The sequence below is a fragment of the Pseudarthrobacter sp. NPDC058362 genome (genome assembly GCF_042723515.1).
Taxonomy (GTDB): domain Bacteria; phylum Actinomycetota; class Actinomycetes; order Actinomycetales; family Micrococcaceae; genus Arthrobacter.
Genome location: NZ_JBHXIW010000004.1, coordinates 278,218 through 298,506, shown reverse-complemented (window position 1 = coordinate 298,506; position 20,289 = coordinate 278,218). Strand labels below are relative to the sequence as shown.

The window sequence follows — 20,289 nt, the reverse complement described above, 5'->3', positions numbered from 1 at the left end:
GCTACAGGTTACCCAGCCGGTCCCGGAGCTTGGCGAACATGCCGCCGCTGGCGGCCAGCTTGCCTTCGGTGATCTGTTCTCCACGCAGCTTGGCCAGCTGGCGCAGCAGGTCTTCCTGGGCAGCATCCAGCCGTGCCGGGGTTTCCACCTGCAGGTGGACCTTCAGGTCTCCGCGGCCGTAGCCGCGCAGGTGGGTTACGCCAAGTCCGCGGAGGGTGATGATTTCGCCCGACTGCGTGCCCGGCTTGACGTCGATTTCCTGGATCCCGTCGAAGGTCTCCAGGCTGACATCGGTGCCCAGCGCTGCCGCCGTCATGGGGATGTTCAAGGTGGCGTGCAGGTCATCGCCGTCGCGGACGTAGGTGGCATCGTTGTTGACGCGGATTTCCACGTAAAGATCGCCTGACGGACCGCCGGCGGGGCCCGCCTCTCCCTGTCCCGAGAGCTGGATCCGGGTGCCGGTGGCAACGCCGGCAGGCACCTTGATGGTCAGTGACCGGCGGCTGCGGATACGGCCCTGGCCGCTGCACTCGTTGCAGGGATCCTTGATGACAGTGCCGAAACCTTCGCAGCTGCCGCAGGGTGCGGCGGTCATGACCTGGCCCAGGATCGAGCGGACCGCCCGCTGGACCTGGCCGCTGCCGCCGCAGATGTCGCAGCGCTCCGGGTGGGAGCCCGGCTGGCAGCAGGAACCTTCGCAGGTGGGGCAGGTGACCGCGGTATCCACCTCAAGCTTCTTGTTGACACCGAAAACGGCGTCGCGCAGCTCGATGCGGACGCTGATCAGGGCGTCCTGTCCGCGCCGTACACGCGATGCCGGACCGGTGGTGCCGCCGGCGCCGAAGAACGTGTCAAAGATGTCCTGGAACGCAAACCCCTGGCCTGCATATCCGCCGCCGCCGAAACCGTTGTCGGTGCCGTTCTCGTTCCCCGTGGTGTCGTAGACACGGCGCTTCTGCGGGTCCGAGAGGACCTCGTAGGCGTGGGTCACTGCCTTGAAGCGGTCCGAGGCATCCTGGCCGGGGTTGACGTCGGGGTGGAGCGTGCGGGCCAGCTTGCGGTAGGCCTTTTTGATCTCTTCCCCCGTAGCCTCCGGCGAGACTCCAAGGACGTCATAGTGGCTGCTCAAAGTTGGTTTCTCTTCCTTGTTGTAACGTCAGGGTCCCAGGATCCGGGACAGGTACCGTGCCACGGCGCGCACAGCGGCCATGGTGGTGGGATAGTCCATCCGGGTGGGCCCGAGTACTCCGATTTTCGCTGCGCTGTCCGGACCGTAGCCCGTGGCCACCACGGAAGCTTCCGCCAGGCCGTCGTAGGGGTTTTCCCGGCCGATGCTCACGGCCACGCCGCGGTGGTCCTGCGCCATTTCGCTCAGGAGGCGCAGCATGACCACCTGCTCCTCCAAGGCTTCCAGGACAGGGCCGATACTCAGCGGAAAGTCCACGTTGGAACGGGCCAGATTTGCTGTGCCGGCCATGACCATACGGTCTTCCCGGCTGTTGTGTGCCAACGCTTCGAGGCCGTGCGCCAGGGCCTGTGCCGCCTGCCGCTGCCCGGGGCTAACCGCGGTGACTACTGCGGAGAGGGACTGGGCCAGCTGGCTGAGCGGAGTTCCGCCCAGCGATCCCAGGAAGCGGGTCCGCAGCGCGGCCAGGGCGTCGTCCCCCAGGTCCTGCCCGACGTCGATCACCCGCTGGTCCACCTTGCCGCTGTTGGCGATCAGCACCACCAGCACCTTGCGCGGGGCCAGCAGTACGAATTCGATGTGGCGGACCAGCGCCCGGCTGAGGTGCGGATACTGCACCACGGCCACCTGGTTGGTGAGCTGCGACAGCAGGCGCACGGTCCGGTCCAGGACGTCGTCGAGGTCGTCCGCGCCCTCCAGCAGCGACTGGATGGCGCGGCGCTCCGCCTGGGACAGGGGCTTCACTGCCGAGATTTGGTCCACGAACAGCCGGTAGCCCTTGTCCGTGGGTATCCGGCCCGCACTGGTGTGCGGCGCGGTAATGAGTCCCTCATCCTCCAAAGCGGCCATGTCGTTGCGGATGGTTGCGCTGGAAACGCCAAGATGGTGCCGCTCCACGAGGGCCTTCGAACCCACCGGTTCGCGCGAGTGGACGTAGTCCTCGACGATGGCCCGCAGCACTTCCAGCTTGCGCGGTTCGCTCACACTCCACCTCCATCCAGGGTCCGGGACGGCCTCGCCTCCCCGTTCAGTCCGCCTTGGCGGTTAGCACTCGACATGCCTTAGTGCTAACAGTCTATTATGCCTCGGCCCGTTGTTAGCATTGGAACCGCTCCGGGCAGAACCGGGTACTGACTAGCACTAGGCGGAACGAATCCATGGATTACCAGAACTGGGGCCCCCGTGACCTAGCGGCTCCCGCCAGGACCGCGCCGCCAGAGGTCCCGGTTGAGCGTGGCATGGTCCTGGAGGACGTCCAGTCGGGCTGGGTGGGAGCAGTGACCCGGGTCGAGAAGTCCGGCGGTATGCACGTGGTCGCACTGGAGGACCGGCGCGGAAAGTCCCGCTCCTTCAAATTGGGATTCGGGTTCCTCCTCGATGGCCGGCCCATCCGGCTGATGCCGCCTGCTCCCCGCGCAGCCGCGGGACGGCCGGGCGCAGGACAGCCGGGCGGACCCGGCCGCACCGCGTCCGGGTCTGTACGTGTGACCGGGCAACGCGCCCAGGTGGCCAAGGCGAGCCGCATCTGGGTGGAAGGCAAGCACGACGCCGAACTGGTGGAGAAAGTCTGGGGGGACGACCTCCGGGTGGAGGGAATCGTCGTCGAACCCCTCCATGGCATTGACGACCTCGCCGCGGCGGTCTCGGAGTTCCGCCCCGGCCCCGAACGGCGCCTCGGTGTCCTGGTGGACCACCTCGTTCCGGATTCGAAGGAATCCCGCATCGCCGAGGCGGTGATGCGCTCCCCCGGCGCAGCCGGGAACGTCCTGATCGTCGGTCACCCGTACGTGGACGTCTGGCAGGCAATCCGGCCGTCCGTCCTGGGCATCGACCGGTGGCCTGTGGTGCCCCGCGGGCAGGACTGGAAAACCGGGATTCTCGCGGCGTTCGGCTGGCCTCATGAGACGAAGGAGGACATCGGCCTGGGCTGGCAGAAACTGTTGGGCGCAGTCCGGACCTACGCAGACCTCGAGGCGTCGCTGCTGGGACGCGTGGAAGAAGTGATTGATTTCCTGACCGTCCCCTAGCAGGAAGGGGGGAGTCATGGCCGGCAGACAGTATTCTTGGTAGTGCGGGTTCGCAGAATCATGGCGGACCGGCAGCACTGGGCACCAAGCGCAGTTGGCACAACGCACTTTAGAAGGAATCAGACCGTGGCAGAAAACGCACGTGATCACAGGAACCGCCAGGACGGCCCGGGCCGCTCCGAATACCACGGCGTTCCAGCGAATGCGCTGCCGCTGACGGCCAGCGAGGACCGGCAGTGGGCCACGCTGGCGCACTTCGGCGGCATCCTGGGTTGCGTGCCGTCGCTCCTGATCTACCTGATCTTCCGGGACCGCGGCCCGTTCACGGCGCAGGAATCCAAAGAGGCGCTGAACTTCAGCCTGCCGCCCACCATCGCGGCCGTGATTGCCAACATCCTGGTGTTCGTCCCAGTAGTAGGCAACATCTTCGCGGTCATCGCCACCCTGATCTGGATAGCGCTGACCTGCTTCTCCGTCTCCGCCGGCATCCATGTGAACAAGGGCCAGCCGCACCGGTACCAGTACAACCTGCGCTGGATCAAGTAACCTCCAGCAACGCAGGGTCAGTCCGGGAGGAGTCGTCGCACCACGGCGTCTGCCAGGAGACGCCCCTTGAGGGTGAGTACCAGGCGGCCGCGAAACGCGGCGACGGGATCCACCAGCCCGTCGGCGATCAGTCCGGCCACCTCGTGGCGGCCCGCCGGAGTCAGTGAGTCGACCGTAAGCCCCGTCGCCAGCCGCGTCTCCAGCATCACGTGTTCAACGGCCTGGGTCCCGGGGTCCAACGTTTCCCGGCCCGCAGCCGGTGACAGCCCCTGGACCAGCCGGCCGGCGTAGGCCGCGGGGTGCTTGACGTTCCACCAGCGCACCCCGCCCACGTGCGAGTGTGCACCGGGGCCAATCCCCCACCAGTCGTCCCCACGCCAGTAGGCCAGGTTGTGCCGGCAGGCGTGGCCCGGCGTCCGGGACCAGTTGCTGACCTCGTACCAGCCAAGCCCGGCAGCGGTGATGAGCTGGTCGGCGAGCTCGTACTTGGTGGCGTGGTCGTCGTCGTCAATCCCCGGTACCTCGCCCCTGCGGATCTGTGCCGCAAGCTTGGTCCCGTCCTCCACGATCAGCGCGTAGGCGCTGATGTGGTCCGGACCGTAGGACAGCGCTGTTTCGAGAGAGAAGCGCCAGTCGTCCAGCGACTCCCCCGGTGTCCCGTAGATCAGGTCCAGGCTGACGTCCAGGCCGGCTTCCCGCGCCCACCGGACCACCTGCGGCACCCTCGCCGGCGAATGGGTCCGGTCCAGGACCTTGAGCACGTGCGGCACCGCGGACTGCATGCCGAAGGATACCCGGGTGAAGCCCGCCTCCTTGAGCACGGCGAGCGATTCCGGCGTGACCGAATCCGGATTGGCCTCCGTGGTGACCTCGGCGCCTGCCACGATGCCCCACCGCGCAATGGCCGTGCGCAGGATCAGGGCAAGGTCCGCGGCGGGCAGGAGCGTGGGCGTCCCGCCGCCGAAGAAAACCGTGCTGAGCGGACGTTCTGGCACACCGGACCCGGCCAGCACCCCGGCCGCGAGCTCCACTTCTGCGGCAGCGGTGGCAGCGTAGGCATCCTGCGACGCCCCGCCGCCGAGCTCCGTGGCCGTGTAGGTGTTGAAGTCGCAGTACCCGCAGCGTACGGCGCAGAACGGAATATGGACGTACAGGCCGAAGGCGCGGCCGTCCGCACCTTCCGCTGCCTGGGCAGGCAGAAGGCCGTCCGACGGCGCGGGGTCGCCGAGGGGAAGAACGCTAGGCATTGCTGCGGCCCTGGGTCAGTCCGGCCACGGTGATCACTACTTCTTCGCCTTGTCCTTGGACTCGTCGGTGGTCAGCGCGGCGATGAAGGCCTCCTGCGGGACCTCTACGCGGCCCACCATCTTCATGCGCTTCTTGCCTTCTTTTTGCTTCTCGAGGAGTTTGCGCTTACGGCTGATGTCGCCGCCGTAGCACTTGGCCAGGACGTCCTTGCGGATGGCGCGGATGCTTTCGCGGGCAATGATCCTGGAACCAATGGCGGCCTGGATGGGCACCTCGAACTGCTGGCGCGGAATAAGCTCGCGCAGCTTGGTGGTCATCATGACGCCATAGGCGTACGCCTTGTCACGGTGGGTGATGGCAGAGAAGGCATCCACCTGCTCACCCTGCAGCATGATGTCCACCTTGACCAGATCGGCGACCTGGTCACCATCGGCCTTCCAGTCCAGGGATCCGTAGCCGCGGGTCTTGGACTTGAGGATGTCGAAGAAGTCGAACACGATCTCGGCCAGCGGGAGCCGGTAACGGATTTCCACCCGGTCCTCGGAGAGGTAGTCCATGCCGCCCATCACGCCGCGGCGGCTTTGGCACAGCTCCATGATGGCGCCCACGAACTCGTTCGGGGCCAGGATGGTGGCTGCCACCATGGGCTCGCGGACCTCGGAGATCTTTCCGGACGGGTACTCGCTCGGGTTGGTCACGTGGACCACCTTCTTATCCTCAAGCGTTACTTCGTACTCCACGTTGGGTGCGGTGGAGATCAGGTCCAGGTTGTACTCGCGTTCCAGCCGCTCACGCGTGATTTCAAGGTGGAGCAGGCCGAGGAAGCCGACACGGAATCCGAAGCCCAGGGCCGCGGAAGTCTCGGGCTCATAGACGAGGGCGGCGTCGTTGAGCATCAGCTTCTCCAGTGCATCGCGCAGCACGGGGTAGTCCGTGCCGTCCAGCGGGTACAGGCCGGAGAAAACCATGGGCTTGGCATCAGCGTAGCCGGGGAGCGAGTCCGCGGCAGGCTTGGCCATGTTGGTGACGGTATCGCCCACCTTGGACAGGCGTACGTCCTTTACGCCGGTGATCAGGTAACCCACCTCACCGACCCCCAGGCCCTTGGACGGTGTGGGCTCCGGTGAGCTCACACCGATTTCGAGGAGTTCGTGGGTGGCCCGGGTGGACATCATCTGGATGCGTTCGCGGGGGTGCAGCATGCCGTCCACCACCCGGACGTACGTGACCACGCCGCGGTAGGTGTCATAGACGGAATCAAAAATCATGGCGCGCGCAGGGGCGTTGGCGTCGCCGTGCGGAGCCGGCAGGTCGCGGACGATTTTGTCCAGCAGTGCCTCGACGCCCATTCCGGTCTTTCCCGACACCCGCAGTACGTCCTCCGGGTCGCCGCCGATCAGGCTGGCAAGTTCTGCTGCGTATTTCTCGGGCTGCGCTGCCGGGAGGTCGATCTTGTTCAGGACCGGGATGATGGTCAGGTTGTTTTCCATCGCCAGGTACAGGTTGGCGAGGGTCTGCGCCTCGATGCCCTGGGCGGCGTCCACCAGGAGGATGGCCCCCTCGCACGCGGCCAGCGATCGGGAAACCTCGTAGGTGAAGTCAACGTGGCCGGGCGTGTCGATCATGTTCAGCGCGTAACTGGTGCCGTCGAGTTCCCAGGGCATGCGGACTGCCTGGGACTTGATGGTGATGCCACGCTCGCGTTCAATGTCCATCCGGTCCAGGTACTGGGCCTTCATATCGCGGGGCTGCACCACGCCGGTCAGTTGCAGCATCCGATCGGCCAGGGTGGATTTGCCGTGGTCAATGTGCGCGATGATGCAGAAATTCCGAATAATAGCCGGATCTGTCGCGGCGGGCACCGGGGCGGTGCGGGCCATGGGAGACACGCAAAGTCCTTACTGTTGGCTTTTCCGCGGCCGGCCGGCAGGAACGTTCACCATTACCTTCGGAGGGGCCGCACATCTTCAACGACCAGTGTCCCACGTCCTGGCAGGTGCCGCCGCATTCCCGTGCGGATTGCCGGGCAACGGCAAAGCGACAGCACCCGCCGGGGTAGCATGCCCGCCCTCCATCGCGGCCCGGCGATAGTGTTGCCACATGGCAATCAACCTCCGTTCCCTGGCGGGCGCCGTCCGCGCGGGCCTGCGCTCCCTGCGGCGGCAGGCGGCCACAACCGCTGCTTCCCTCCCGTCCACGTCCTATCCCGGGGATTTCCACGGCAGCGCCACCATCCGGTACACCCCCACCCCCGACGGCGATCCGGACCCCGGCGAAGTGGTGTGGGCGTGGGTGCCATATGAGGAGGACCCCAACCGCGGCAAGGACCGGCCTGTGCTGCTGGTGGGCCGGCACGGGCGATATCTGCTGGGCCTGATGCTTACCTCGCGGGACCGCGTACCCGCGCCGCCGCCGGCCGGTATGCCACCCCGGCCCCGTGAAGGGTCAGGCGATTACGTCGAACTCGGCCCGGGCGCGTGGGACAGGCAGGGCAGGCCCAGCGAGGTGCGCGTGGACCGGGTCCTGCAGATCAGGCCGGACAGCGTCCGGCGCGAGGGCGCCGTTCTGGACCGGAAGCGGTTCGATGCGGTGGCCTCCGCGCTGGTGCAACGCCAGGGCTGGACACGGCATCCCTGAAAATGGCCAGCCCGGGCCCTGACCTGCTATTCTTTATAGCTGTGTGTCCGTGCAGGTCGACGGCCACTGATGGTTGGCCGCCATAGGTATCCCCACGCCGCTCAGTCAATGGCCAATCTGAAAGCCCTCTAGACCATTTCCGCATTAAAAAGAGAGTTCACACGTGGCGAATATCAAGTCCCAGAAGAAGCGCATCCTCACCAACGAGAAGGCCCGCCTGCGCAACAACGCAGTCAAGTCCGAGCTGAAGACGGCCATCCGCGCCGTCAACACCGCCGTTGAGTCCACGGACAAGGATGCAGCTGCTGCTGCCCTGGTTGCTGCCAGCCGCAAGCTGGACAAGGCTGTCAGCAAGGGTGTTCTGCACAAGAACAACGCAGCGAACCGCAAGTCGGCGATCTCCAAGAAGGTCAACGCACTGTAAGGTTTCCAGTTCGTCTGAACTGATGGCTGTGGCCGGTACCCCTGGGGTGCCGGCCACACCGCTTTAAGTGGATTGCCCGGGTTCCAAGGCTCTTCCCGGGCGACCCCTCACCGGACGCGGCTATCTGCCCTTGACGGAAGTGGCAATGATGCGGACGGCATGCTCCACCGCATACACGGGGTCCCGGGAGAGCCCCTTCACCTGCGCGTCAGCCTCTGCGGTGGCCTGGATGGAGCGGACCAACCCGTCCGGCGTCCAGCGGCGGACGTCACGCTGCGCCTGCTCCACGAGCCACGGCTGCATGCCGAGCTCGGCCGCGACCTGCGCCGCCGAGCCGGAGGCGCCGGCGACCCGGGCCACAGTCCGCAGCTTGGCAGCGAGTGCCGCCACCAGCGGAACGGGGTCCGCGCCCGTCGCCAACGCATGGCGCAGGGTGGAAAGTGCCAGAGGGCCGTTGCCGGCCATCGCAGCGTCCGCCACCTTGAAGGCAGTGGCTTCGATCCGGCCGCCGTAATAGCGGTCCACTACTTCGACGGTGACGGCAGAGCCCGCGTCAGCGATCAGCTGGCTGCAGGCCGCCGCCAGCTCGGACAGATTGGCTCCCACCGCGTTGACCAGCGCATGCACTGCTTCCTGGTCGATCCGGCGGCCGGCAGCTTTGAACTCGGTGGCTACGAAGGCGGCCTTGTCCGCGTCCTTCTTGAGCGGCTGGCAGTCCACCACGGGCCAGCCGGCCTTCTTGACCGCGTCCAGCAGCTTCTTTCCCCGGTTGCCGCCGGCATGACGCAACACCAAGACCGCGTCGTCGCCGGGATGGCCGAGGTACGCCAAGGCGTCTGCCAGGAAGGCGTCATTCATGGCCTCCACGGCCTCGACCTCGATGAGCTTCCCTTCGCCGAACAGGGAGGGGCTGACCTGCATGGCCAGCGTGCCGGCCTCGTAGCCGGCGGCGTTCATCCTGGTAACCTCGACCTCCGGGTCCGCGGACCTGACTTTGGCTCGGATACTGTCCACCGCCCTGGCGGCAAGATAGTCTTCCGGGCCGCTGACCAGGACGACGGCGGCCGGGGCGGCGTCGCGCCAGGCAGACGCGTTCGATGCCGGCGAACGGGTTGCGCGTTTTTGCGCAGCGGCCATCGGGGGTTCCTTCCGGAAAGTGCTGTTGGGTATTCCAGTCTGCCATGCCCGCGCTTCGGGCCCGCGCCGCAGGAGCGGTCCTTGGCAGAAAGAACGTGTTCCACGAGTTCGAGCAGGCGTTCAGTCCGACGGTGCGCCCGAACCGCGAGCCCGACCATAACCGCGGGCCGCAGGATCGCCGCCAGCAAGCCATACATGAAGGCTGACAGCAGCATCATGGTCACCATCCCCGCAGGCCCCTCCGGCCATGGCAGCGAGGCCCCGGGAAGCCCGGCAGCACCCCTGGCCACTGCGGCAACCGCGCCGCAGAATGTTCCTGCCACCCCAATGAGCAGTGCCGCCGGCCATGGCGCCACGGCAACCAGCGGTACGGCAGCAGTTCCGAGCAGCGTGACAGGTGCCACCAGGGGCGCCGCCACGACGTTGGCAAGCAGCGAGTAGGTGGCGAACTGTGGCTGGAGGAGGACAATCACGGGCCCGCACAGGAGCTGCGCAGACAGGGGCACCGCCACCAGCGCCGCCACCCACCGGGGAACCCAACGGGGTGTGGCGTCCACGATGCCGCGCCCCAGGAGAATGATGCCCAGGGTAGCCAGAACGGAAAGGACGAACCCAAAGCTGCTGCCGAGGGCCGGATTGGCAAACAGCAGTCCCATGACCGCCAGACACAGGAAACTCAGGCCGCGGCCCGTCCGGCCGCCCGCAAGCGATGTAACTGCCACAGCACCCATCAGGGCGGCCCGCAGCACACTGGCGTCGGGCCCCACCAGGACCACGAACAGTCCAAGGCCCGCCAGGGCGGCACCCGCCGCCGGAGCGCGGGGCAGCCGCGCCCATCTGCAGGCGAACAGCAGCGCGCCCAGGACCAGGCTGCAGTTGGCCCCGCTGACGGCAGTCAAGTGGGTCATGCCCACCAGTTGCATGGCACCCTCGAGACCGCTGTCCAGCGCAGTAGTGTCGCCGGTGACCATACCGGGCAACAGTCCGCGCGCGTCCGTGGGCAGGAAAGCCGCCGCCGTGACGAAGCGCGCCCGCAGGTCCCTGGCCGCCCCCTGCAGCACCGTCGCCTGCAGCCCCGTCCCCGGGCCGGCCAGGGGCATCATGGAGGAAGCTGCCAGGACGCCTGCTTCAGGCCGTCCGGGATCGGCTGGCCGCAACGTGCCCGTCACCCGGAAGACCTGGCCGGGAACCACGGCCCCCCACTCTCCCCCGCCCGTGACGAGAAGCAGGGCACGCGTCCGGATGAGCGTGCCGCCGGCCGTGAGTTCGCGGGTCCTCACCGGCACGGCCCAACGGCCCGCCGGTACCGGTTCCGGCGTGGCAGCCGCCCCGGCCCCGGACCGATCTTCTGCACTCCGGTCCGCGGCCGCTCCCGGGCCCGCCAATGCCCGCGGCAACCCGCAGACTTCCACCAGCGCCACGGCCGTCCGCCTGGTTGCTGCAGCTTCTGCGACTGGTCCGTCGAAGCGGTGCACGGCCCCCGCCGAGGAGTGGGCAGCTGTGGCCACCGCGAGCAGCAGGGCGACCGCTCCGGTGGCGAGGAAGCTCCCCGTATATAGCCCACGCCTGCCCATCCGGTAGATCATCCAGGCTGCGGCAACGACCATCACGAAACAGAGCACGGCCAGCGCTGAAGCCGGCAGCCACAGGCCGGCCACGGAGGCACCCCAGACCAATAGCGCGGCAGGTACCGGCCGCAGGTCGGTACGACGCCGCGGGACGTCCGGGCCGCCGTCGGGCCCTTGTCCCGACCCTTCTGTCCGTCCCCACTGCCTCACGGCGTCAGCGGCACGCGTCCAGGACCGCGCACGGCGCGCCCGCGGCGTGTCAGGGACGGGCGCCTCCCATGAGGAAGGGCCCCCGCGAGAGGCACCACGGACTGCGGAGTCCACGTACCCGCTCCACGGGCTGGCGTGCCTGCCCCCCGGATGTGTGCGGTCCGCGGTCACCATGCCACCTCAGACCGTCACCAGGGGCAGCAGTGCTTCCAACATTTTTGGGCCCACCCCGTCCACGGCATCCAGGTCTTCGATGCTTTTGAACGATCCGTGATCCTTCCGCCAGTCCAGGATGCGCTGGGCAAGGACGGGCCCCACCTTCGGCAATGCATCCAGCTCCTCCAAGGTGGCAGAGTTCAGGTTGACCTTGGGGCTGTCCGCCCCGCCGGCACTGCTCCCCTCCACACCCGGGGCCGCCCCCTCCGGGGCTGCGGCAGTTGGGTCAGGGTGCCGGGCGTCGCCTTCCCTCGGCACCAGGATCTTCTGGCCATCGGCCAGCACCAGGGCGAGGTTCAGCCGGTTGAGGTCCGCGCCCGCTGCCGCACCCCCGACTGCGGTGATGGCCTGGTGCACCCGGCTGCCGGGCGGAAGCTGGACAACTCCGGGTTTGGCCACCGCCCCGGCCACATGGACCACCACCCGACCGTCACTCTCCCCTGCCGGTTCCCCCTCAGCATCGGCCGCGTAGGGCACTCCATCCGGCGTGCCGGTGCCTGAGCTGTGCGTGACCGGGGGCCCGGAGTCGGCGTCACTCAACGGCAGCACCTCCGGCCGGCCCGAGGCCGCCATAAACCAAAACCAGGCAGCGGCACCGAGCGCGAGGACGGCAAGGAGAAGCGACACGCGCAGCCCGACCCGCCACCGCAGGCGTACGTGCATCGGATCTGTGCGCGCCCCCGGTTCACCCTGTTCCGTGGTCAGCCGCTTCCCCGGTGTTGCTGCGTCCTGCCCGCGGCCGCGGGGACCATCTTCCGGGGCCCGGGACTGGAAGGGTTCCTGTCCATCCCCGCCGTCAAGGAGTGGGCGCACCGGGCCGCCGAGGGTAGCCTCGAGCCGGTCCCGGGCATGGCGTCCCTGGCGGCCTGGTCCTGGCTCCCGGCGTGACATGGTTCCAACCTATGGTCGGCCCCGGAGCGGAACAACGCCGGAGCGGCGTATGTGGATACCGCTCACCCCGGAGGCCCGGTCAGGCCGGGTCTTCGCCGACAATGACCGCCAGGACGCCCAACCCCGCGTGCGCCGCGAGGACTGCCGGCAGCGGGCTTATCTGGGCCGGCGGGCAGGACGGCAGGGCAGCTCCGAGTCGGGCCGCCAGGCTCTCGGCTTCCTCGGGATTGCCGAAGTGGTGTATAGCGAGCCGGACCGCCCCTGACCGCGCGCCGGCATCGGCGGCGACAATCTCCTCAAGGCGCGCCACCGCGCGGGCGGCAGACCGCACTTTCTCAAGCGGCACAATGCGCCCGTCTTCCATCGCGAGGATGGGTTTTATGGCGAGCATGGCGCCGACAAACGAGGCCGCGGCACCGATCCGGCCTCCCCGGCGGAGCTGCTCAAGGCTCGGGACGTAGAAATAGACGCGGGTGCGGCCGGCCTGCCCGGCAGCAGCCCGGGCCACCTCGGCCGCCGAACTGCCTTCCGCAGCGGCTTCCACGGCAGCCTGGACCGCAAGGCCCTGGGCCATCCCGGCAGTCCTGGAGTCAACCACTTCCACCGGAATGTCCACCCGCGAGGCCGCCAGTCGTGCCGCGTCCGCGGTTCCGGACAGGTCGCCTGAAATATGCACGGACACCACCGACTCGAAGCCGCGGCTCCGGGCGGCGCGGTAGGCCTGCTCAAACTGGCCGGGCGACGGTCGGGACGTCTTAACCGGCGTCCCAGCGGCCAGCGCAAGCGCCACCGTTTCAAGGATGTCATCTTCGCCCTCGCCGTAGATTTCGTCGCCCACCATGACCGGCATGGGGACCACGGCGAGGTTTCCGGCACCCGACACCCATTCCGCCGGAAGGGCGGCTGCCGAATCGGTCACCACAGCGGTGCGTACGACGGCGGCGGGCCGGCTCCCGCCGGCACCGGGAGCGGGTGCCGTGCGCAGCGCCGCCAGGCGTGCCCTTAGCCACGGCCAGGCGGCGGCGTTTCTGTCCGGCAAGCGTGCCTCCCCGGTGTCGGTGTCCGGCTAGGCCGGGACGATGTTCACCAGTTTAGGTGCCCTGACAATAACGGTACGGATACCGCGGCCGTCCAGGGCACGCTGCACGTTCTCCGATGCCAGGGCGAGTTCCCGAAGGCTGTCCTCGGAGACGTCGGGCGAAACCTCGAGCCGGTCCCGTACTTTGCCCTGGACCTGCACAACGGCGGTGACCGTCGCCTGGACCAGGAGCGCGGGGTCGTGGGACGGCCAGCCGGCGTTCGCAACCGAGGCCGGGTGGCCCAGGACGTGCCACATGTCCTCGGCCGTGTAGGGCGCGAAGAGGCTGAGGATGACGGCAACGGCTTCAGCTGCCTCGCGGACGGCCGGGTCTGCACCGCCCGCGCCCGAGTCAATGGCCTTGCGGGTGGCGTTGACCAGCTCCATCAGTTTGGCCACCACAACGTTGAACTTGTTGGCATCCAGGAGTTCAGCGGCGTCGGCAATGGTGCGGTGGGTTACCGAGCGGAGTGCGCGGTCACCGGCAGCCGCGTCCGTACCGGGGGCGCTCGCCACGTCCTGCGCCAGGCGCCAGGCTCGGGCAAGGAACTTGGCCGAGCCTGACGGTGACACGTCCGCCCAGTCCACATCGTCCTCGGGCGGCGAAGCGAAGATCATGGTGAGGCGGACGGCGTCGACACCGTACTTGTCCAGCTGTTCGCCGAGGTCCACACCGTTGCCGAGCGACTTGCTCATGGCCTTGCCGCCGTTGAGCACCTGGCCCTGGTTGAGCAGGGCGCTGAAGGGTTCGTTGGCTTCAATCATGCCGAGGTCGTTGATGACCTTGGTGAAGAAACGGGCGTAGAGCAGGTGGAGGATTGCGTGCTCCACGCCGCCCACGTACTGCCCCACCGGCATCCAGTCGTTGATCTTCTTCGGGTCGAACGGGCCCTCGGTGTACTGCGGCGAGACGAAGCGCAGGAAGTACCAGGAGGAGTCAACGAACGTGTCCATCGTGTCCGTGTCCCGCTTGGCCGGCCCGTGGCAGGACGGGCATTCGACGTTGACCCAGGACTCGGCGGCAGCCAGCGGAGAGGTGCCCTTGGGTGCCAGGTCTTCGCCGCGCAGGTCCGACGGCAGGGTGACGGGGAGCTGCTCGTCCGGTACGGGCACCTCGCCGCAGGATGGGCAGTGGATGATCGGGATGGGGGTGCCCCAGAACCGCTGGCGGCTGAGCAGCCAGTCGCGGAGGCGGAAGTTTACGAACTTCTCGCCTGTGCCCTGCTGTTCCAGGATGGCGATGGCGGCCGGGATGGCTTCGGACTTGGGCAGCCCGTCCAGTTCGCCGGAGTTGATCAGGGTGCCCTCGCCGGCGGTGGCCGTGCCGGACACGGCGGGGTCTTCCTCGCCGGTGTCCAGGACCGCGCGTACCGGCAGGTCGAAGGTGCGGGCGAAGTCGAGGTCACGCTGGTCGTGGGCCGGAACGGCCATGATGGCGCCGGTGCCGTAGTCGGCCAGGACGTAGTCGGCCGCCCAGACCGGCAGCTTCTCACCGTTCAGCGGGTTGATGGCGTAGCGGCCCGTGAACACACCGGTCTTTTCCCGCTCGGTAGACTGGCGCTCGATTTCCGAAAGTGCCTTGACCTGTTCACGGTACTGGTCCAGGGCCTCGGCGTGCTCGTCAGTGGTGAGTTCGACGGCGAGCGGCGCGTCCGCGGCGACCACGAAGAACGTGGCGCCGTACAGGGTGTCCGGACGGGTGGTGAACACCGTGACCTCTTTGGCGGGCTTCCCGCCGTCGGCCTCGATGACAAAGTTGACATGCGCGCCCTCGGAGCGCCCGATCCAGTTCTTCTGCATGGCGAGTACGCGCTCGGGCCAGTGGCCCCGCAGCTGCTCCATGTCATCCAGCAGCCGGTCCGCGTAGTCGGTGATCTTGAAGTACCACTGGTTCAGCGACTTCTTGGTGACCGTGGTGCCGCACCGCTCGCAGGCACCGTTAACGACCTGTTCGTTGGCCAGAACGGTCTGGTCCTTGGGGCACCAGTTGACCGGCGAGTCCTTGCGGTAGGCGAGCCCGCGCTCGTAGAAGCGCTTGAACAGCCACTGTGTCCAGCGGTAGTACTCCGGATCGGAGGTGTGCAGCCGGCGCGACCAGTCGGCGGAAATGGCGTAACGCTTAAAGGAAGCCGCCTGGGTGTCGATGTTGGCGTAGGTCCACTCGCTGGGGTGGGCGTTGCGCTTGATGGCGGCGTTCTCCGCCGGCAGGCCGAAGGAGTCCCAGCCGATCGGGTGGAGCACGTCGTATCCCTGCTGGCGCAGATACCGTGCCACCACGTCGCCCATGGCAAAAGCCTCGGCGTGGCCCATGTGAAGGTCGCCGGAAGGGTAAGGGAACATATCCAGGACGTAGCGCCGCTCGCGGGACCCATCGTCCACAGGCGTGAAGACCTTGAGGTCCTCCCACACCTGCGGCCACTTGGCCTCGATGGCGGTAAAGCTGTAGGTGCCTTCTTCGGGCACCTCCGCCGACACTGCTGATGTTCCGGTCTCTGTCTCCGGCTGAACGCCCACTGCTGCCCTCTTCTGTTCTGTCACGGCAATCTGTTCTGCCATAACGGCCTGATCCTCCTGTTGCCGGTCCGGAAGGCTCCCGGACACACAAAAGCCCCTCGCCAAGGGAGGGGCTGCCGCTCAGCTGTCCGCTATCCGGAAGCCGGCGGCTAGCTAAGCAGAAGGATCGAGCATACCCCCACTTTAGCGCACCTGACCAGCCCCAGTCGCAAACGAGCGGCTGAGGGAGCAGTTATATGGAAGGAGGGGCCGGTGGCTACCCGCCATGGTGTGGTGGGCACCGCGAAGCGGGCGGGCGGGAGTCACCGGCCCCTCTTGGAGGCAGCCCTGGACTACCTCACGTCCTCGTCGACCCAGTCCATGGATTTGGTGACGGCCTTCTTCCAGAGGCGCATTTGCCGTTCCTGCTCGTCCTTATCCATCTGCGGTTCCCAACGCTTGTCTTCGGACCAGTTGGCGGAGCACTCCCCCAGGTCCTTCCAGAACCCGACGGCCAGGCCCGCTGCGTAGGCGGCACCGAGGGCGGTGGTTTCCACGACCTTGGGACGGATCACCGGGACGCCCAGGATGTCCGCCTGGAACTGCATGAGCGCATCGTTGGCCACCATGCCGCCGTCGACCTTCAACTCGGTAAGGGGAACACCGGAGTCCGCGTTGACCGCGTCGAGAACCTCGCGGGTCTGGAAGGCAGTGGCTTCGAGTGCCGCGCGGGCGATGTGGCTCTTGTTCACGAAGCGGGTCAGTCCTACGATGGCGCCGCGGGCATCTGAACGCCAGTAGGGTGCGAACAGGCCGGAGAACGCAGGGACGATGTACACGCCGCCGTTGTCCTTTACCGACGCGGCAAGCGTCTCCACCTCCGGCGCGCTGCTGATCATGCCCAGGTTGTCGCGCAGCCACTGGATCAACGATCCAGTGACGGCGATGGAACCCTCCAGCGCGTAGTGCGGCGCCGCATCGCCAAGCTTGTAGCCGACGGTGGTGAGCAGGCCGTTCTTGGAGTGCACGATCTCCTCTCCGGTGTTGAAGATCAGGAAGCAACCGGTGCCGTACGTGTTCTTGGCCTCGCCCGTGCCGAATGCCGCCTGGCCGAACGTGGCCGCCTGCTGGTCTCCGAGGATCCCGGCTACGGGTACTTCGCGCAGCAGCTGTGACTTGTGGACGGTGCCGTACGTTTCGGAAGAGGACCGGATCTCGGGCATCATGCTGCGCGGAACCCCGAAGATCCCGAGGATCTCGTCGTCCCACTGGAGGGTTTCGAGATCCATGAAGAGGGTACGCGACGCGTTAGTGACGTCGGTTACGTGGACGCCGCCGTCCACGCCGCCGGTGAGGTTCCACAGGACCCACGAGTCGGTGTTTCCGAAGACCAGGTCGCCGGCTTCGGCCTTTTCCCGGGCACCTTCGACGTTGTCCAGGACCCACTTGATCTTGGTGCCGGAGAAGTAGGTGGCCAGCGGCAGGCCTACCTTCTGCTTAAATCGGTCGGGGCCGCCGTCCGCGGCAAGCTCGTCCACGATCGGCTGCGTGCGGGTGTCCTGCCAGACGATGGCGTTATAGACAGCCTCACCCGTGGTCTTGTCCCACACCACGGCGGTTTCGCGCTGGTTGGTGATGCCGACGGCGGCAATATCGTGCCGCGTCAGGTTCGCCTTGGAGAGCGCCGACCCGATGACCTCACGGGTGTTGTTCCAGATTTCGGCGGGGTCGTGCTCCACCCAGCCGGCCTGCGGGAAAATCTGTTCATGCTCCATCTGGCCAGTGGAGACGATGCTACCGCTGTGGTCGAAGATGATGGCCCTGCTGCTGGTGGTGCCCTGGTCGATGGCGATGACGTACTGGTTCATGCTGACATCCTTGTCTGTGCGTTGGTTTGAAACTGGTAAAGCCGGGTTTTTGCGGGGGTCACGAGGCTGCGACAACGATGATGGGTGCTATCTTGGCGACAATACCGCCCAGGGAGCCGCCCACAAGGGGTCCCACCACCGGAATCCAGGCATAGCCCCAGTCGCTGGAGCCCTTTCCCTTGATGGGCAGCAGTGCGTGGGCAATCCGGGGACCCAGGTCGCGCGCAGGGTTGATGGCATAGCCGGTCGGCCCGCCGAGCGAGACACCGATGCCTACCACGAGCAGTGCGACGGCCAGCGGGCCGAGGCCGGAGGGGGTTCCGCCAAAGGTGAGAATGACGAAGACCAGGACGAACGTGCCGATGATTTCCGTCACCAGGTTCCAGGGGGTGGAGCGGATGGCCGGGCCTGTGGAGAACACGGCGAGCTTGCTGGCTGCTTCGGGTTCCGCGTCGAAGTGCTGCTTGTAGGCGAGCCAGCAGAACGCTGCGCCGAGGGCAGCACCGAGCAATTCGCCGCCGAAGTAGGTAAGGGTGGATGCAACGGTCACGGGGACCTCCGGCGCATATTCGGCCTTGCCGTTGACCAGCAGTCCGAGGGTCACTGCGGGGTTCAGGTGCGCACCGGACTTGGCCGCGACGAACACGCCGGAGAACACCGCGATGCCCCAGCCCCAGGTCACCATCAGGAATCCGCCGCTGTTGCCTTTGGTTCCGCGTAGGGCGACATTGGCCACCACGCCGCAACCCAGCAGGGTGAGCATCGCCGTTCCGAACACTTCGGAAAGGAAAACAATTCCAAGAGACATCTTTGACTCCTTTGTAGAGGTTGCCGGCCCGCGGCAGGTTGGCGGGCCGGAGGGTGGCCGGGGCGCGCAGGCCCCGGCCGTCAGCGGGTCCTAGGAGACCAGGCTGGGTGTTTCCACCCGGTGGAGCCGCCGCAGCACATCCTGTGCGTGGACGATCTCCGCCGAACGTTGTGCGGCGTCCCAGCCGAGGCTGCGGGACAGGATGTCCGCCACCTCGTTCAGGAGTTCGCCGGTGACCAGGCCGCGGAAGGCCAGGGAGGTGCGCCGGATGAGGACATCCACGAGGTGTCCCACCTGTTCGTTGGCGGCCATGAACTCCAGTTCCCGGACACTCAGCTCCCGCGTGGAACGCAGGAGCTGGTCGGGACCGTCGTCGAGGTACGCCATGACGTCCTTGGCGCGCGTGCCGTAGCGGGTCAGCAGGACAGCTGTCCGGTCGGCATCACGTCCGGCGCCCATGTGCGCCTTGATCCACTTCTGGACACCGGCCTCGTCGGCGGGGAAATCCGCCCCGCCGCCGATGGCCAGCTGCGCCGTGGAAACCTTGCGCGCCATACCCAGCTCCCCGAGGACATCATTGGCCAGGTGCTCGGCCAGCGCGCGGAAGGTTGTCCATTTGCCGCCCACCAGGCTGAGTACGACGGCGCCGCTGCCGCCGGCTTGCGGGGCACGCCGCTCAATCCGGTAGTCGCGGGAGACGAAGCCCGGCTGGGTGGCGTCATGGCGCGGCAGCGGGCGGACACCCGAGAAGGTGTAGACGATCTGGTCCCGGCTCACCGCGATGTCCGGGAACACGTGGCCGACCAGGTCGAAGAAATAGTCGATCTCCGCGTCGGTGCAGACCGCATCCTGCGCCATGTCGGCATCCACATCCGTGGTCCCCACCAGGACGCGGTCGCCCATCGGGTAGATCAGGACGATGCGTCCGTCGGTGTGCTCGAAGAAGATTTCCCGGCCGCGGCAGGCGGCGAGCAGCCCGGGGTGGTCCAGCACGATGTGCGACCCCTTGGTACCACCCATGAATGATGAGGCCGAGCCCATCGCTCCATTCGTGAGGTCCACCCAGGCGCCGGTGGTGTTCACGATGACGTCTGCCGTGAAATCGAACTCTTCCCCGGACAGTTCATCACGCAGCCGGACAGTACCGCCGCGCCCGGTGCCGGTGTTCGGAGCGCCGGACATGGCGACGAGGGAGACGTAGTTGCTGGCGCGCGCCGAACTGCCGGAGCTGTTCCCCGCGCGGGCTGCCCCGGCTTTTTCGCCGTCCTGCAGGACATCCAGGGTGAGGCGTTCGGGGTTGTGCACGGATGCATCAAAGTAGGTGGCGGTGTACTTGAGATCGTGCCGGAGTTCCGGAAGTTCGGCCAGCGCACGCTTGCGGCCCCGGAATTGGTGGCGGGGAACAGCGCCGCCGTCGCGGGAGAACGAATCGTAGAGGCTGAGTCCCAGCTTGATGAGGAAAGCGCCGCGTTCCTTCGGCCTGCCCTGCTGCTTGTGCGTCAGGAATCGAAGGGGCGCCGCGAGGACCCCCGAAAAGGTGCTGAAGATGGGGATGGTGGTCTGCAGCGGCTTGACGTAGTGGGGAGCAATCCGCAGGAGACGGTTGCGCTCCACCACGGACTCCCGGACCAGCCGGAACTCGCCGTTTTCGAGGTAACGGATGCCGCCGTGGATCATGTGCGACGAGGCGCCGCTGGCACCCTGGCAATAGTCGCCGCGCTCCACGAGGGCCACATCCACGCCCTGAAGGGCCAGGTCCCGGAAGGTTCCCACTCCGTTGATGCCGCCGCCGACCACCAGGACCCTGGCATGCGGCCGCTGGCGGAGCCGGTTTACTGAAGGCCGTCCGGCTCCCGGCGTGGGCAGTGCGTCGCCGGCGTAACCGGCTGAATCCTTGCGTCCCAAAACTACTCCCTTGGGCTTTGGTATCTGATGCGGCCACCTTGGGTGCG

The 20,289-nt window shown here is 67.2% G+C and carries 16 protein-coding genes; 4 read left to right on the top strand and 12 right to left on the bottom strand.

The window, feature by feature from the left end:
* Nucleotide 1: 1 nt before the first annotated feature.
* Together dnaJ and hrcA are read right to left on the bottom strand one after the other, a co-directional pair.
* Nucleotides 2-1,129 (bottom strand): molecular chaperone DnaJ, encoded by a 1,128-nt coding sequence (gene dnaJ / locus ACFWIX_RS11085; protein WP_377216162.1) that lies wholly within the window; start codon nucleotides 1,127-1,129, stop codon nucleotides 2-4.
* Between the two features lie 27 nt (nucleotides 1,130-1,156).
* A complete protein-coding gene (hrcA, locus tag ACFWIX_RS11080) occupies nucleotides 1,157-2,170 on the bottom strand; it encodes a heat-inducible transcriptional repressor HrcA (RefSeq protein ID WP_377216161.1) in 1,014 nt (337 codons plus the stop codon).
* Between the two features lie 173 nt (nucleotides 2,171-2,343).
* Between hrcA and ACFWIX_RS11075 the strand changes: the two genes are divergently transcribed.
* On the top strand, nucleotides 2,344-3,213 hold the full coding sequence (locus ACFWIX_RS11075) for a DUF3097 domain-containing protein (RefSeq protein ID WP_377216160.1): 870 nt from the start codon (nucleotides 2,344-2,346) through the stop codon (nucleotides 3,211-3,213).
* Nucleotides 3,214-3,339: 126 nt separating this feature from the next.
* A complete protein-coding gene (locus tag ACFWIX_RS11070; RefSeq protein WP_377216159.1) occupies nucleotides 3,340-3,759 on the top strand; it encodes a DUF4870 domain-containing protein in 420 nt (139 codons plus the stop codon).
* A gap of 17 nt (nucleotides 3,760-3,776) precedes the next feature.
* Here ACFWIX_RS11070 and hemW read toward each other — a convergent pair whose 3' ends face one another.
* Both hemW and lepA read right to left on the bottom strand, forming a co-directional pair.
* The gene (hemW, locus tag ACFWIX_RS11065; RefSeq protein WP_377216158.1) at nucleotides 3,777-5,006 is read right to left on the bottom strand and encodes a radical SAM family heme chaperone HemW; all 1,230 of its coding nucleotides are present in this window, start codon (nucleotides 5,004-5,006) and stop codon (nucleotides 3,777-3,779) included.
* Between the two features lie 36 nt (nucleotides 5,007-5,042).
* Nucleotides 5,043-6,896: a translation elongation factor 4 gene (gene lepA / locus ACFWIX_RS11060; RefSeq protein WP_377216157.1), complete on the bottom strand. Its 1,854-nt coding sequence runs from the start codon at nucleotides 6,894-6,896 to the stop codon at nucleotides 5,043-5,045.
* A 211-nt stretch (nucleotides 6,897-7,107) separates the two neighbouring features.
* Between lepA and ACFWIX_RS11055 the strand changes: the two genes are divergently transcribed.
* Entirely contained in the window at nucleotides 7,108-7,644 is a 537-nt protein-coding gene (locus ACFWIX_RS11055) for a type II toxin-antitoxin system PemK/MazF family toxin (protein WP_377216156.1), read from the top strand.
* 163 nt (nucleotides 7,645-7,807) lie between these two features.
* Complete coding sequence (gene rpsT / locus ACFWIX_RS11050) at nucleotides 7,808-8,068, top strand: 30S ribosomal protein S20 (protein WP_011692086.1); 261 nt, start codon at nucleotides 7,808-7,810, stop codon at nucleotides 8,066-8,068.
* Nucleotides 8,069-8,188: 120 nt separating this feature from the next.
* Here rpsT and holA read toward each other — a convergent pair whose 3' ends face one another.
* From holA to ACFWIX_RS11010, 8 genes are all read right to left on the bottom strand, one after another.
* Entirely contained in the window at nucleotides 8,189-9,082 is an 894-nt protein-coding gene (holA, locus tag ACFWIX_RS11045; RefSeq protein ID WP_377216155.1) for a DNA polymerase III subunit delta, read from the bottom strand.
* Nucleotides 9,022-10,983 carry a ComEC/Rec2 family competence protein gene (locus ACFWIX_RS11040; protein ID WP_377216154.1) on the bottom strand — a complete coding sequence of 654 codons (1,962 nt, stop codon included), beginning with the start codon at nucleotides 10,981-10,983 and terminating at the stop codon, nucleotides 9,022-9,024. The genes holA and ACFWIX_RS11040 overlap by 61 nt, the downstream gene beginning before the upstream one ends.
* Before the next feature lie 180 nt (nucleotides 10,984-11,163).
* A complete protein-coding gene (locus tag ACFWIX_RS11035; RefSeq protein WP_377216153.1) occupies nucleotides 11,164-12,090 on the bottom strand; it encodes a ComEA family DNA-binding protein in 927 nt (308 codons plus the stop codon).
* 79 nt (nucleotides 12,091-12,169) lie between these two features.
* The gene (locus ACFWIX_RS11030) at nucleotides 12,170-13,129 is read right to left on the bottom strand and encodes a DegV family protein (protein ID WP_377216152.1); all 960 of its coding nucleotides are present in this window, start codon (nucleotides 13,127-13,129) and stop codon (nucleotides 12,170-12,172) included.
* A 27-nt stretch (nucleotides 13,130-13,156) separates the two neighbouring features.
* Nucleotides 13,157-15,682 (bottom strand): leucine--tRNA ligase, encoded by a 2,526-nt coding sequence (gene leuS / locus ACFWIX_RS11025; RefSeq protein WP_377216196.1) that lies wholly within the window; start codon nucleotides 15,680-15,682, stop codon nucleotides 13,157-13,159.
* A 332-nt stretch (nucleotides 15,683-16,014) separates the two neighbouring features.
* Nucleotides 16,015-17,529 (bottom strand): glycerol kinase GlpK, encoded by a 1,515-nt coding sequence (gene glpK, locus ACFWIX_RS11020; protein WP_377216151.1) that lies wholly within the window; start codon nucleotides 17,527-17,529, stop codon nucleotides 16,015-16,017.
* A 58-nt stretch (nucleotides 17,530-17,587) separates the two neighbouring features.
* A complete protein-coding gene (locus ACFWIX_RS11015; RefSeq protein ID WP_377216150.1) occupies nucleotides 17,588-18,337 on the bottom strand; it encodes an MIP/aquaporin family protein in 750 nt (249 codons plus the stop codon).
* Between the two features lie 90 nt (nucleotides 18,338-18,427).
* Nucleotides 18,428-20,242: a glycerol-3-phosphate dehydrogenase/oxidase gene (locus ACFWIX_RS11010; RefSeq protein WP_377216149.1), complete on the bottom strand. Its 1,815-nt coding sequence runs from the start codon at nucleotides 20,240-20,242 to the stop codon at nucleotides 18,428-18,430.
* Nucleotides 20,243-20,289 lie beyond the last annotated feature (47 nt).